General features: G+C 76.0%; 10 protein-coding genes. 7 read left to right on the top strand and 3 right to left on the bottom strand.

Annotated elements, in window-relative coordinates; all coding sequences use genetic code 11:
• Positions 1-117 precede the first annotated feature (117 nt).
• Positions 118-1116, bottom strand: a complete 999-nt coding sequence (locus JOE68_RS01540) for a Gfo/Idh/MocA family protein (RefSeq protein ID WP_204840555.1) — start codon at positions 1114-1116, stop codon at positions 118-120.
• 194 nt (positions 1117-1310) lie between these two features.
• Between JOE68_RS01540 and JOE68_RS01545 the strand changes: the two genes are divergently transcribed.
• The 4 genes from JOE68_RS01545 to JOE68_RS01560 all read left to right on the top strand — a co-directional run bounded on the left by JOE68_RS01545 (position 1311) and on the right by JOE68_RS01560 (position 6469).
• Positions 1311-2978: a DEAD/DEAH box helicase gene (locus JOE68_RS01545; protein WP_204840556.1), complete on the top strand. Its 1668-nt coding sequence runs from the start codon at positions 1311-1313 to the stop codon at positions 2976-2978.
• A gap of 121 nt (positions 2979-3099) precedes the next feature.
• Positions 3100-3822, top strand: a complete 723-nt coding sequence (locus tag JOE68_RS01550; protein WP_204840557.1) for a DUF1684 domain-containing protein — start codon at positions 3100-3102, stop codon at positions 3820-3822.
• A gap of 269 nt (positions 3823-4091) precedes the next feature.
• Positions 4092-5519, top strand: coding sequence for a pyridoxal phosphate-dependent decarboxylase family protein (locus tag JOE68_RS01555; RefSeq protein WP_204840558.1), 1428 nt, complete (start codon positions 4092-4094; stop codon positions 5517-5519).
• An 11-nt stretch (positions 5520-5530) separates the two neighbouring features.
• The gene (locus JOE68_RS01560; RefSeq protein WP_204840559.1) at positions 5531-6469 is read left to right on the top strand and encodes a P1 family peptidase; all 939 of its coding nucleotides are present in this window, start codon (positions 5531-5533) and stop codon (positions 6467-6469) included.
• Between the two features lie 4 nt (positions 6470-6473).
• On the opposite strand, the gene JOE68_RS31640 is transcribed toward JOE68_RS01560, so the two are convergent.
• A complete protein-coding gene (locus JOE68_RS31640; RefSeq protein WP_204840560.1) occupies positions 6474-9845 on the bottom strand; it encodes a hypothetical protein in 3372 nt (1123 codons plus the stop codon).
• Positions 9846-10237: 392 nt separating this feature from the next.
• On the opposite strand from JOE68_RS31640, the gene JOE68_RS01570 reads away from it, so the two are divergent.
• From JOE68_RS01570 to vanX, 3 genes are read left to right on the top strand one after another with little or no spacing between them, the layout of a single operon-like run.
• Positions 10238-11191, top strand: coding sequence for a D-isomer specific 2-hydroxyacid dehydrogenase family protein (locus JOE68_RS01570; protein ID WP_204845863.1), 954 nt, complete (start codon positions 10238-10240; stop codon positions 11189-11191).
• Positions 11184-12224: a D-alanine--(R)-lactate ligase gene (gene vanA / locus JOE68_RS01575; RefSeq protein ID WP_204840561.1), complete on the top strand. Its 1041-nt coding sequence runs from the start codon at positions 11184-11186 to the stop codon at positions 12222-12224. The genes JOE68_RS01570 and vanA overlap by 8 nt, the downstream gene beginning before the upstream one ends.
• Positions 12221-12829, top strand: coding sequence for a D-Ala-D-Ala dipeptidase VanX (gene vanX / locus JOE68_RS01580; RefSeq protein WP_204840562.1), 609 nt, complete (start codon positions 12221-12223; stop codon positions 12827-12829). The genes vanA and vanX overlap by 4 nt, the downstream gene beginning before the upstream one ends.
• A 74-nt stretch (positions 12830-12903) precedes the next feature.
• Here vanX and JOE68_RS01585 read toward each other — a convergent pair whose 3' ends face one another.
• Positions 12904-14016, bottom strand: a complete 1113-nt coding sequence (locus tag JOE68_RS01585) for a sensor histidine kinase (RefSeq protein WP_239562085.1) — start codon at positions 14014-14016, stop codon at positions 12904-12906.
• Positions 14017-14026 lie beyond the last annotated feature (10 nt).

Consider the following 14026-nt stretch of genomic DNA (forward strand, 5'->3'; position numbering starts at 1 on the left):
GCGCCGACGACAGCAACCCGGTGACACCTGCGCCGGCCTGCCCCTCGTGGGCGGGCCGGCGCGAGTGCGTGCGGGCTCCGGCGCCGGCCTGCCTCGGCGCTCCCGGCCGGGCCCTCGTCAGGCTCGCCGGAGCACGACGTCGGCGCCCGTCCGGGCCGACTCGACCAGCGCCTCCCCCACCCGGGCGGTGCGCCGGGAGTCGGCCAACGTCACCAGCGGGGCGTTCCCGGTGCGCACGGCCTCGTGGAAGGCGGCGGCCTGGTGCTCGTAGGGGTCGGCGGCCGGGATGGTCTCGACGGTCGTCCCCTCCGGGGTCACGAGGGTGATCACGCCGTCCTCGCCGCTGCCGGCCCAGGCGTTGCGCACGGAGATCGAGCCGTGGGTGCCCTGGAGCTCGTAGCGCGAGCGCGGGCCGTAGTCGAAGCCGTAGTCGAGCAGCGCGGAGCGCCCCTCGCCGAAGTCCAGGGTCGCCACCCCGCTGGTGTCGACCGCCGCGCCGCCCTCGGCGTGGAAGCGGGCCCGGACCGCGAGCGGCAGCCGCCCGAACGCCCACAGCGACACGTCGACCGCGTAGCAGCCGACGTCCCAGGTCGCCCCGCCGCCCAGCGCCGGGTCCCGGCGGATGTTGCCCACCAGGTCCATCCGGCCCGCGAAGGCGGCCCGCACGACGCGCAACTCCCCCACCGCACCCGACGCCAGCAACTGCGCCACCCGCCGCTGCTGCGGGTGGAAGCGGTACATGTACGCCTCGACCACGGTCAGCTCGCCAGCCGCCCGCCGGACCCGCTCGACGTCGGCCTCCGCCAACGCCAGCGGCTTCTCGCACAGCACGTGCTTGCCCGCCGCCAACGCCCGCAGCGTCCACGGCACGTGCTCGGAGTTGGGCAGCGCGATGTAGACGGCGTCGACGTCGGCGTCCGCCAGCAGCCGGTCGAGCCCGTCGTGCACGGTCGCGCCGAACCGCCCGGCGAACCGCGCCGACGCGTCGACCCGCCCGGGCCGGGCGGCGACGGCCGTGACGGTGTTGCCGGGCGTGCGGTGGATCGCCGGCGCCACGCGGGTGCTGATGTGCGCCGTCGCGCCGAGCACGCCCCAGCGGAGGTCCAGGTCGGTCACGGGGTCCTCCTCGCCTCGGCGGGCTCCGGGCCGACCCGCCTGCGGGAATTGTCCACGGGGCGCCGGGGCCCGCTCGGCGGTCGTCCGCGCGCTTCCCACCCGGTCCGGTGAGGCAGATCACTCGGCGCCCGGCGCGGGCGTCCCGGCGGACCCCCTCACCGAGCGGTTGCGGGACGATCAGCGAGACTTGGTGCATGACCGACGCGCCCGACGACGACAGGACCAGCTTCGCCGACCTCGGGCTCCGCCCCGAATTGCTGCGGGCGCTCTCCGGACTCGGCTACGAGGAACCCACCCCCATCCAGCGCGAGGCCATCCCCCCGCTGACCGAGGGTCGCGACCTGCTCGGACAGGCGGCCACCGGCACCGGCAAGACCGCGGCGTTCGCGCTGCCCGTGCTGCAGCGGATGGCCGCCGGCGGCCGGACCGAGCGCGAGCCGTTCGCCCTGGTCCTGGTGCCCACCCGGGAGCTGGCCGTGCAGGTGTCGGAGGCCGTGCACCGCTACGGGCGGGACCTGGGCGCGCGGGTGCTGCCGATCTACGGCGGCCAGCCGATCGGGCGACAGCTGCGGGTGCTGGAGCAGGGCGTGGACGTCGTCGTCGCCACGCCCGGCCGCGCGGTCGACCACCTCAACCGGGGCACGCTCAAGCTGGAGCACCTCAGCATCGTCGTGCTCGACGAGGCCGACGAGATGCTCGACATGGGCTTCGCCGAGGACCTGGACTCGATCCTGGCCGAGACGCCCGAGCAGCGGCAGACCGTGCTGTTCTCCGCCACCATGCCGCCGCGCATCGACCGGCTGGCCCGCCAGCACCTCACCGACCCGGTGCGCATCACCATCGGCCGGGAGCAGACCGAGCCCGGCGAGGCGCCGCGCGTGCGGCAGAGCGCCTACGTGGTGCCCCGCGCGCACAAGCCCGCCGCGCTGGGCCGCGTGCTGGACGTGGAGGCCCCGACCGCCGCGATCGTGTTCTGCCGCACCCGCGACGAGGTCGACCAGCTCACCGAGACGCTCAACGGGCGCGGCTACCGCGCGGAGTCGCTGCACGGGGGCATCAGCCAGGAGCAGCGCGACCGGGTGATGGCCCGGCTGCGCAACGGCACGGCCGACCTGCTGGTGGCCACCGACGTGGCGGCCCGCGGCCTGGACGTGGAGCAGCTGACCCACGTCGTGAACTACAACGTGCCCTCCGCGCCGGAGTCCTACGTGCACCGCGTCGGGCGGGTCGGGCGCGCGGGCCGCGAGGGCGTGGCGATCACCCTCGCCGAGCCGCGCGAGCACGGGATGCTCAAGACCATCGAGCGGGTCACCAAGCAGCGCATCCAGGTGGAGAAGGTGCCCACCATCGCCGACCTGCGGGCCCGCCGGCTGGAGCTGACCCGCGCGGCGCTGCACGAGAGCCTGCTGGAGGACGACCTGGAGGGCTTCCGGGTCGTCGTGGAGACCCTCGCCGACGAGTTCGACGTGATGGAGGTCGCGCTGGCCGCGGTCAAGCTCGCGCACGAGGCCAGCGGCGCGGCGGCCGACGAGGAGGAGATCCCCGAGGTCGTGCCGCGCGGCGACCGCCGGGGTGGCGAGCCGCGCCGGGAGCGCAAGCCGCGCCGCCCGACGGCGGGCATGACCCGGCTGTTCGTCGGCGCGGGCCGCAGCGCGGGCATCCGGCCGCAGGACCTGGTCGGTGCGATCGCGGGCGAGGCCCGGCTGAACGGCCGGGAGATCGGCGCGATCGAGATCGCCGACCGGTTCTCGCTGGTGGAGGTGCCCGAGGGGGCGGCGCAGCAGGTGATCTCGGCGTTGCGCGGCGCGAGCATCAAGGGGCGCAAGGTCACGGTGCGGCGGGAGCGCGACGACCCGCGCTGACGGCGGGGCCGTGCGCCGCGGTGGTGAGGGCGCGGGCGGAGCGGCCGGCATGTGGACGTGGTGGCCGGTCCCGGGGCGGGTGTGGTTGGTTCGCCGGTGTGCTGACTTCGGGAGGGCGCCGGTGACCGCGACGCTGGCCGCCGAGTGGGCCGCGTGGCACGCCGCGCGGGAGGACGCGCTGCGCGAGCCGCACGGCTGGCTCAGCATCACGGCCCTGCACTGGTTGGACCGCACGCCGCGGTCCTACCCCGGCGTGCCCGGCCGGTGGAGCACCGACGGCACGTCCGCCCGCGACGGCACTGCGGAGCACGCCCTGGCGGAGGCCGGTTCGGTGCTGTTGGACGGCGAGGGCGGCACCAAGGTCGAGGTCGTGCTGCGCACCGGTCGGTACGGGTTGCGGGTGCGCGACCCGCGGGCGCCGGCCCTGCGGGACTTCACCGGGGTGCCGGCGTTCGACGTGCGGCCGGAGTGGGTGGTGGACGCCGGGTTCGAGGCGTTCGACCAGCCGCGGGCGGTCGTGGTCGGCGCTGCCCGGGACGACCTGGTGCACCGCCTGGCGGCGGTCGGCGTGGCGCGGTTCGCGCTGGGCGGCCGGCCGCAGGAGCTGCTGGCGATCGGCGTCGGCGACCGGGTGCAGGTGCTGTTCCACGACCCGACCAACGGGGACACGACGGCCCCGTGGCGGTCGCTGTCGGCGCGGCCGCGGGGCGGGCGGGTGCTGCTGGACTTCAACCGCGCGGTGAACCTGCCGGCCGGGATCACGCCTTACGGCACGTGCCCGCGCCCGCCGGCGGGCAACGTCGTCACGGTGCCGGTCGAGGCGGGCGAACGCCGGTTCCGCTGACCGGGTGGTCGATCGGCGCGGAGAGGTCGACGCCGCGCGACGACGACCGGGCCGCTGCGCGCCGGGACCGCGCCGTCGTGGTCGGGCCGGGCGGACGAGCCGAACGCGCGAACGCCGCCGTGCAGGTGGAACAGCCCTCCGCCGCGGCAGGCGCCCACACGTCGAGGCTGAGCACGTCCTCGTCACCGGACCGGCGCCCCCGGCAGCGGCGTGATCGGGCCGGACCCCGGAACCGCCCGCACCGCGCCGCGGCCGGCTACCCTGCCACGATGGGAGACCCGCTGATCTCACGTGACGACGCCGCCGAGGTCCTGGGGGCGGTGGCCCGCGCGGCCGGCCCGTACCTGGACGCGCTGCCGCACCTGCCGGTGCGCGACCCGGCGCACGCGGGCCTGCTGGAGCAGCTGGGCGGCCCGCTGCCCGAGGACGGCGACGGCGCCGTCGCGGCGATCGCCGACCTGCTGCGCATCGGGACGCGCGCGGCCACGCACTCGTCGGGGCCGCGGTTCTTCCACTTCGTGGTGGGCGGGTCGACGCCGGCGGCGCAGGCGGGCGACTGGGTCACCTCGCTGCTGGACCAGGCGGCCGGCCTGTGGCTGACCTCGCCGTTCGCCGCGCGCGCCGAGGCGGTGGTGCTGCGGTGGCTCAAGGAGCTGCTCGGGCTGCCGGCCGCCTGGGGCGGGGTGCTCACGCCGAGCGCGACGTTCGCGAACCTCACCGGGCTGGCGTGCGCGCGGCACTGGTGGGCCGAGCGGCACGGGGTCGACGTGACGGCGGACGGCCTGGCCGGGCTGCCGCGGATGCCGGTGTTCTCCAGCGGGTACGTGCACGCCAGCAGCCGCAAGGCGTTGCAGCTGCTGGGGTTGGGGCGCGACAACGTGCGCGCGGTGGCCCGCGACGACGCGGGCAGGCTGGACCCGGCGGCGCTGGACCGGGCGCTGGCGGGGTCGGGCCCGGCGGTGCTGATCGCGAACGCGGGCGAGGTCAACGGCGGCGACTTCGACCCGGTGGACGCGATGGCGGACCTGGCCGAGCGGCACGGGGCGTGGCTGCACGTGGACGGGGCGTTCGGGCTGTACGCCGCGCTGTCACCGCGCACGGCGCACCTGGTGCGCGGCGTCGAGCGGGCCGACTCGGTGGCCGCCGACGGGCACAAGTGGCTCAACGTGCCGTACGAGAGCGGCATGGCGTTCGTGCGGGACGCCTCGGCGCTGGGGCGGGCGTTCGGCACGTGGAACGCCGCCTACCTGCCCGAGCCGGACGACGAGTTCGTGAACTACAACAACCTGGGCCCCGAGTCGTCGCGGCGGGCGCGGGCGCTGCCGATCTGGGCGGCGCTGCGCGCCTACGGCCGGTCGGGGCACCGGGCGATGGTCGAGCGGCACCTGGACCTGGCCCGGCACCTGGGCGGGGTCGTGGAGCGGTCCGCGGACTTCGAGCTGCTGGCGCCGGTCACCCTGTTCGTCGTCTGCTTCCGCTACCGCCCGGCGGGCGTGCCGGCGGACGGGCTGGACGACCTGAACCGCCGGCTGGGCGAGGAGCTGGTCGCCGACGGCCGGGTGTACGCGGGGACGACGGTGTACCGCGGCGTGGTCGCCCTGCGGCCGGCGATCGTGAACTGGCGCACCACCACCGAGGACGTGGACCTGCTGGTGTCGGTGCTGCGGGAGATCGGGGCGCGGCTCACCGGCCGGTAGCATCCGCCGCTGTGCGCAACGCGATCACCGACGTCCCGGGGGTGCTGGTGGGCCACGCCACGCGGCACGGCGGCGGCGCGCTCACCGGCGCCACCGCCGTGCTGCTCCCGCCCGGCACGCCGGTCACCGCGGACGTCCGGGGCGGCGCGCCGGCCACGCGCGACACGGCCGCGCTCGACCCGCGCTACGGCGGGCGCGCGGTGCCCGGCGTCGTGCTGACCGGCGGCAGCGCCTACGGGCTGGCCGCGGCCGAGGGCGCGGCGCGGGAGCTGGGGTCGCCGGTGCCCGCCGCCGCCCTGTTCGACCTCGGGCGGGGCGGCGACTTCCACGCCCGGCCGACGGCGGGGACCGGGGCCGAGGCGGTGCGCGCGGCCGGGGTGGAGGTGGCGCAGGGCAACGTCGGGGCCGGCACGGGCGCGGTCAACGCGGCGTTCAAGGGCGGCGTCGGCACGGCGAGCGCCGCGCTGGGCGGCGGCGCGGTGGTGGGGGCGATCGCCGTGCTCAACGCCGCCGGCCCGGCGGTCGACCCGGCCACCGGGATGCCGCTGGCGGTGGCGCTCGGCCTGCCCGGCGAGTTCCCGGAGCCGGGCGGCGACGACCTGTCCAGGCCGCTGCCGCGCTCCGCCCGGCCGTTCAACACGGTGATCGGGGCGGTCGTGACGAACGCCCGCCTGCCCGCGCCGTTCGCCCTGGCCAACGCGGCCCAGGACGGCCTGGCGCTGGCCGTCGACCCGGCGCACGCGATGCCGGACGGCGACGCGGTGTTCGCCGCGTCGACCGGCACGCACGACGCGCCGGTGGCCGCCGTGCTCGAAGCGGCCACCCGGGCGTTCGCGCGGGCCCTGGTGCACGCGCTGCTGGCCGCGGAGTCGGTGACGACGCCCGGGGGCCGCTTCACCGCCTACCGCGACCACTACCCGCGCACCGCCGCCGGGTACCGCGGGCGGTGACGGGTCAGGCGCCGCCCGGGTCGCGGGCGCGCTCGCCGTAGGGCGTCGAGATGTACCCGACCAGGTCGAGCACCCCGCCGGTGGTGCGGTCCAGCTCCTCGGCGAACCCGACGACGTCGCGGTCGACCCGGCCCATCAGCCAGGCCAGCAGCACCACGACGACGTCGGCCAGCACCCGCACCTGGAACGGCATCTCCGCGCGCTTCCCGGCGGTCACCGCGTGCGCGAAGTCGGTCATCCCCCGCTCGGTCAGCGCCCGCGGGCCGGTCTCGATCGCGCGCTTGATCGAGTCGACCACCAGCGGCACCACCGACGCCCACGCCTCGCGGGAGGCCAGCTCGCAGATCAGGCCCCCGCACAGCGCCGTCGTCCACAGCGCCTCGGGGTCGGCGGCCCGCACCGCGCCCACCGCGAGGTCCGGCAGCAGCGCCGCGCCCTGCTCCCACTCCCCCCTGGCGACCAGCGGCTCCACCGCGTGCCGGTAGTGCTCCAGGGCCTCGGCGTGCCGGCCGTCCCCGGTCAGCAGCCGGGCCAGGTCGTGGTGGCAGGACGCCAGGTCGCCGGGCACGCCCAGCCGCTCCGCCAGCGCCACCGCCAGCACCGCGTAGTGCAGCGCGGTCCCCCGGTCGCCGCCGGCCCGGTGGCACGCGCCGATCTCGCGCACGGCCGCCAGCTCCGACCGGTCGTCGCCCTCGGCCCGGAACAGCTCCAGGGCGTGCAGCCCGGCCTCCACCGCCGCCGCCGGGTCGCCCGCCGCGCGCCGCCGCGCGCACTCGGCGAGCTTGAACGCGGCCTGGCCCGGCCGGTCGTCCAGCTCCACCGCGAGGTCGTGGCCCTCGACCGCGCACCGCACCCCGGTCACGGGGTCGTCGCCGCTCAACTCACCCAGCACGCCGATCGCCTCCATCAGCCGCGCCCGGTCGCCAACGCCCCGGGACGCGTCCAGCGCCTCCAGCGCGGCCTGCCGCGCCTCCTCAGGTCTGCCCTCTTCCACCAGCAGCCGCGCCATCCTCAGCAGCACGTCCACCCGACCCCGTCCCGCCGCGCCCGACCCGGCGTACCACCGGGCGCACCGCGCGAGGTCCGCCAGCGCGGCGGCGCGGTCCCCGCGCTCCTCGTGCCGGCGGCCGGTCAGCTCGTGGCGCCGCGCCCGGCGCCTGCCCGCCTCGTCCGGCGGCAGGTCCAGGCCGGGCAGCACCGCCTCGAACCGGGCCACCAGCCGGGCCGCCCCGGCATCGTCGTCGGTCAGGGCGAGTTCGTCCAGCAGCGCGTCGGCGTAGCGAGGCGTGCCGGTCGCGCCGGCCCGCTCGGCGGCGGCGCGCAACGCGGCGACCTCCCGGCGCAGCACCCCGGTCACCGGCTCGCCGTGCCCGCGGGCCGCGCCCGCCAGCAGGCCGCACGCGTCGAGCGCGTCCCCGGCGGCGGACCGGTCGAGCCGACCGTTGACCGTGCCCGCGTACAGGTAGGACCGCTCGACGCCGCCCGGTGTGCCGGTGCCCACGACGGCGTGCGCGGCGGGCACGCCCTCGGCCAGCCGCCGCAGCGCGGTCGCCGCGAAGTCGGCGGCGAGGTTCGGCGGGATCGCCCACAGGGCGCCGACGTAGCCGCGCGCCCCGGCCCGCGCGAACTCGCGGCCCAGGTCGGTCCACGAGCGGCACGAGTTGTTGAGCACGACGGGCCGGTGGCGCAGGCGCAGCCGGTGCGGCACGAGCCACTCCGGCAGCTCGCGCCCGCCCAGCGCGATGCCGCCGTCGTCGCCGTGGGTGTTGAAGAACAGCAGTCGCACCGGCAGGTCCTCGGTCAGCGCGCACAGCGCCGCCGCGGAGGCGTCCGGGCCGGACAGCACGACCGGGTGGACCGGGCCGGGCGCGCCCGCCCACCGGGGGCCGTCGTCGAACACGAGGCCGAACGCGGCGGGTCCGGGGGCCGCGCCGTCGGCGTGCAGCTCGGTGAGCACCACCAGCGCGGGGTCGGCGACCACGTGGCCGACCGGTTTGCGCGCCCAGCCCCGCACGAACGGGTAGGGCAGGCCCTCGGTGAACGCGGTCAGCCGCCGCTGCCCCACCTCCGCCACGACCCGGTCCGGCACCTGCGCGGTGACCGCCGCCTCGACCGCCGCGAACGGGTCCTGGTCCCCGGTGGACAGGTAGCGCCACAGGGCTTCGACGAACCCGATGCCCCTCACGGCGTCGCCGATGGCGCGGGCGGCGGCGGTGATCCGCCCCTGCTCCCGGGCCACCACCCGCCGCACCTCGGCGAGGTCCGGCGGCGGGGTGATGACCAGCCGGGCGTCGCGGTGGTGCGCGTAGGCCGCCGCGACGAGGGCGTCCGCGGTGCCGGCGTCCTCCACGAGCACGGCCTCGTCGCCGTCCGGGTTGTGCCCGGCGAACGGCGGTGGCGGCGCGCCCTCGACCACCCGCAGCGGCTTGCCCAGGCGCAGCGAGGTGAACAGCGCGGCGGTGAAGTCGGCGTCCGGGGGGACGTCCAGGGTGTCCGGCTCGCCGTCGCGCAGCGCCTGCCACGCGGCGGCGGTGAGGTTGGGGCTCCGCGACAGGCGCACGACGTCCAGGCCGTCGAACAGGCGTCCGCCGCCGTCGGCGGGGTCGACCGCGTTCAGCTCCTCGGGCTCCGGCTCGCACAGGAACACCGCGCGGCGCACGCCCAGGCGGTCGAACAGCTCCGCCAGCCGCTCGTGGTGGCGCAGCCACGACGTGTAGGGGGCGAGGGCGGCCTGCAGCCGCGCCGTGTCGTCCTCGTCGCCCAGCGCGCGGCTCGCGGTGCACTCGGCGTGCCGGGCCAGGTACTCCGCTTCGGGGATCGGCGGCGGCCGGAGCGGCACGACGGGTGCGAACCGGTCGGCGGGCAGGCAGGACAGCACGACGGCGGCCTCCCGCACCTGCTCCGGGCGGCACACCACGACCGTGTCCGCCACGCCGGGCGCCCGCGCGCTGGTGACCGCGCTGGTGACCTCGACGCGCACCTCGGACCTCCCGGCGGGCAGCGCGACGCACACCCCGTCGGGCCCCGCCGAGGCCGGCGCGGTGCCGCCGACCCGCAGCCGCACCGCGTCGGGCAGGGCGAACACGACCCCGTCCGCGGTCCGGACCCCGCGCGCGCCGACGGTCAGCCGCCACTCGGCCGGCGCCGGCAGGTCGAACCGCAGCCGCAGCACACCGCGCGCCCGGACCTCCCCCGCGGGGTCCACCTCCGGGTCCGATTCCGGGTCCACCGCCGGGTCCACCACCAGGTCCCGGGCGCCGGTGACGGGGTGCTCGCCGAGCGTGAGCGGCGGTTTGCGGTGCACGTCGAGCAGGGCGGCGCGCAGCAGCCCCGCTCGGAAGCGGAACCGGATTCCGTGCGGGGCACCGAGGTCCACTGACTCACAACCCTTGCGACGACGGTCCACCCGGGATGGTGGTGGCGCGCAGAAACTACGCCACCGCGCGATCCCGACGACACGACATCCCCGCGCGTGACCGAGGTTGTTACACGCCTGCTGCACGACGTTGCCCGCACGAGCGGTGGCGGGCCGGGTGCGCGGACGACCCGGAGGAGCGGCGCCGGGCGCGCGACCGGCCCGCAGAGCCGGGGTGAACGCGCGCCGCCACACGTTACCCATTGGTAGCATATCGTCGGCATATCGGGAACCGCATACGCGCCGGCAACACCGCGCTGCGTTGACTTGGCGGCGTGACCCACAGGGAACCAGCGCGGGCAGCGACCCGCCGCACCCGTTCGCCGACATCCCCGCCCGCCCGGAGGACCGGGATCACCGTCTACGGCTGCGAGCAGGACGAGGCGGTCCTGTTCCGGGAGCTGGCGCCGCGCTTCGGCGTGGCGCCCACCACCACGCCGGAAGCGGTGTCCGAGGCCAATGCCGGGCTGGCCGCCGGGAACCGCTGCGTCAGCGTCGGCCACAAGACCCGGATCACCGATTCCGCGCTCCTCGCGCTCAGCCGGGTCGGGGTGGAGTACGTCTCCACGAGGAGCATCGGCTACGACCACGTCGACGTGCGGTACGCGGAGAGCATCGGCATTCGCGTCGAGAACGTCGCCTACTCGCCCGACAGCGTGGCCGACTACACGCTGATGCTGATGCTGATGCTGGCGCGCAACGCCAAAGCCACCCTCCGCCGGGCCGACGCCCACGACTACCGGTTGGCCGACGCGCGCGGCAGGGAGCTGCGCGACCTGACCGTCGGGGTGGTCGGGACGGGGCGCATCGGCACAGCGGTCGTGGACCGGCTGCGGGGCTTCGGCTGCCGGGTGCTGGCCCACGACCTGCGCCCGGGGACCGGGGTCGACCACGTCCCGCTCGACGACCTGGTGCGGCGGAGCGACGTGGTCACGCTGCACACGCCGCTCGACGCGGACACGCACCACCTGCTGGACCGCCGTCGCATCGGGCGGTTGAAGCGCGGCGCGCTCGTCGTCAACACCGGGCGCGGCCCGCTCCTGGACACCGAGGCCCTCCTGCCGGCGTTGGAGAGCGGCAGGCTGGGCGGTGCGGCGCTGGACGTCCTCGAAGGCGAAGAAGGCATTTTCTACGCCGATCGGAGGCACGGCCCCCTGGAGCACGAAACGCTGCTGCGGTTGCAGGAGCTGCCGAACGTGCTGATCACCCCGCACACGGCCTACTACACCGACCACGCCCTGAGCGACACGGTCGAGAACTCCATTGCCAACTGCCTGGGATTCGAGAGCGGGAAACAGCGTGACTAGGTTGAGAATCGCCGTCCTGTTCGGGGGCCGGTCCGAGGAGCACCCGGTCTCCGTCAAATCCGCGCTGGAGGTCGCGAAGAGCCTCGACACCGACAAGTACGAGCCGTTCTACGTCGGGATCGCGCGGGACGGCTCGTGGTGGCTGTGCGACGGCCCCGACGCGGGCTGGGCGGCCGGCCGCTGCTGGCCGGCCGTGCTGTCGCCGGACGGCGGCACGCGCGGGCTGCTCGTCCTGGACGGGGGGAAGTACGAGACGATCGGCCTGGACGTCGTGCTGCCCGTCCTGCACGGCAGGTACGGCGAGGACGGCGCGGTGCAGGGGCTGCTGGAGCACTCCGGCATCCCCTACGCGGGCTGCGACGTCCAGAGTTCCGCGCTGTGCATGGACAAGTCCCTGACCTACCTCGTCGCGCGCGGCGCGGGGATCGCCACGCCGGACTTCCGGGTCGTCACCGCGGACGAGGAGGTCGACCCCGACCGGTTCGCCTACCCCGTCTTCGTGAAGCCGGCCCGGTCGGGGTCGTCCTTCGGCGTCGGCAAGGTGACCAGGGGGCAGGACCTGGCGAGCGCGGTGCGGGCCGCGCGGGAGTACGACTCCAAGGTGCTGGTCGAGCAGGCCGTCGTCGGCAGCGAGGTCGGCTGCGCCGTCCTGGGCGACGGCCGGGACCTGATCACCGGCGAGGTGGACCGGATCGCCCTGTCCCACGGCTTCTTCCGGATCCACCAGGAGGACGCGCCGGAGAGCGGGTCCGGGAACTCGACGGCGATCGTCCCCGCGGACATCCCGGCGCCGGCCCGCTCGCTGGTGCGGGAGACGGCGAAGGCCGTCTACCGCGCCCTGGGGTGCCGGGGACTGTCGCGAGTGGACATGTTCCTCACGCCGGAGGGGGAGGTGGTGCTCAACGAGGTCAACACCCTGCCCGGCCTGACCTCCTACAGCCGCTACCCGCGGATGATGGCGGCCGGCGGGCTGTCGCTGGGCGAGGTGGTCGACCGGGTGGTGTCGCTGGCGTTGGCCGGGAGCGCCCGGTGAACGACGACTTCGCCTACGTGGACGAGCTGGTGCCCGGGGTGCGCTGGGACGCCAAGTACGCCACCTGGGACAACTTCACCGGCAGACCGGTGGACGGGTACCTGGCCAACCGGGTCGTCGGCACCAGGGCGCTGTGCGCGGCCCTGGAGAGGGCGCAGGAGAAGGCCGCGTCCCACGGCTTCGGCCTGGTGCTGTGGGACGGCTACCGCCCGCAGCGCGCCGTGGACCGCTTCCGGCGCTGGTCGGCCCAGCCGGAGGACGGCCGGACCAAGGCGCGGCACTACCCGAACATCGACCGGGCCGAGATGTTCGACAGGGGTTACGTGGCCGCCCGGTCCGGGCACAGCCGGGGCAGCACGGTCGACCTGACGCTCTACCACCTCGACACCGGTGACCTCGCCCCCATGGGTGGCGGTCACGACCTGATGGACCCGGTCTCGCACCACGGCGCGGCCGGGATCACCCGGGTCGAAGCGCACCACCGGCAGTGCCTGCGCTCCGTCATGGAAGCCTGCGGGTTCCGCCCGTACGACTACGAGTGGTGGCACTACACGCTGGTCGACGAGCCGTACCCGGACACCTACTTCGACTTCCCGATCACGTGAGTCCGGGCCGGCGGAACCGCACCGCGCCGGGAGACGGGGAAGCTCCCGGCGCGACGGCCCGCAACGCGCCGCCGTCACCGGTCAGTGCCCGGTGGCGCGGCGGGCAGTCGCACCGTGACGCGGAGCCCCCCTTCGGCGCGGGGGCTCAGGGTGATGGTCCCGTCGTGCGCCTGGGTGATGCTCTTGACGATCGCCAGGCCGAGGCCGACACCCGCGTGGTGGGTGCGGATGCGCTCGGTGCCGCGCTGGAACGGCTCCACGAGCGTGGAGACCAGCTGCGGGGAGAGCTTCTCGCCGGTGTTCTCGACGGTGAGCACCGCGGTGCCGGGCCCGACCCCGGTCCTGACCAGCACGCAGCCGCGTTCGGGCAGGTTGTGGACGATCGCGTTGTGCACGAGGTTGGTGATCATCTGCAGCAGGAGGGCGGGCGAGCCGGCGGTGGGGGCGAACTCGCCGGCGGTCTCGACGGTGACGCCGAGGTCCTCCGCGACGGGCAGGAGCGTTTCCGCGGCTTCTTCCGCCACCAGGGACAGGTCGACCCGGTCCCGGGCGAACGACCGCTGGTCGGCGCGGCTGAGCAGGAGCAGCGCCTCGGTGAGGTCGATCGCCCGGGTGTTGACGAGGTGCAGGCGGTCGACCAGTTCGTCGGCGCCCCGCGCGGGGTCGTTGCGGGCGACGTCGAGCAGGGTCCGGGTGATGGCCAGCGGGGTGCGCAGCTCGTGGGAGGCGTTGGCGGCGAACCGCTGCTGCTCGGCGGCGTGCGCTTCGAGCCGGGCGAGCATGGTGTCGAAGGCGTCGGCCAGTTCGCGGAACTCGTCGCTGGGGCCCGGCAGCCGGATCCGGTGGGACAGCGACCCCTCCGCCGCCATGCGGGTGGCGTCGGTGATGCGGGTCAGCGGGGTGAGCATCCGGCCGGCGAGGACCCACCCGCCCACGAGGCCGAACACCACCAGGCACGCGAACATCGCCATCGCCTTGGGGGCGAAGGCGCGCACGAGGTCGGCCCGGCTGGGGATGTGCGGCCCGGGCATCCCGGGGGGATAGAGGTAGTCGGGGATGTCGGGGATCAGGAAGGGGTCGGTGGGCACGTAGCGCAGCAGGAACACGTACACGACGGCGAGCAGCAGGGCGCCCGCCACCATGAGGAACCCGGCGTAGCTGAGGGTGAGCTTGAGGCGGACGCTCAACCCGGGCGGC

The sequence above is a fragment of the Saccharothrix algeriensis genome (assembly GCF_016907655.1).
GTDB lineage: Bacteria > Actinomycetota > Actinomycetes > Mycobacteriales > Pseudonocardiaceae > Actinosynnema > Actinosynnema algeriense.

What these genes read in the sequence shown, in the direction of transcription:
- JOE68_RS01545 (WP_204840556.1), top strand. Translation starts at nt 1,311, where the DNA reads ATGACCGACGCGCCCGACGACGACAGGACCAGCTTCGCCGACCTCGGG.
- JOE68_RS01555 (WP_204840558.1), top strand. Translation starts at nt 4,092, where the DNA reads ATGGGAGACCCGCTGATCTCACGTGACGACGCCGCCGAGGTCCTGGGG.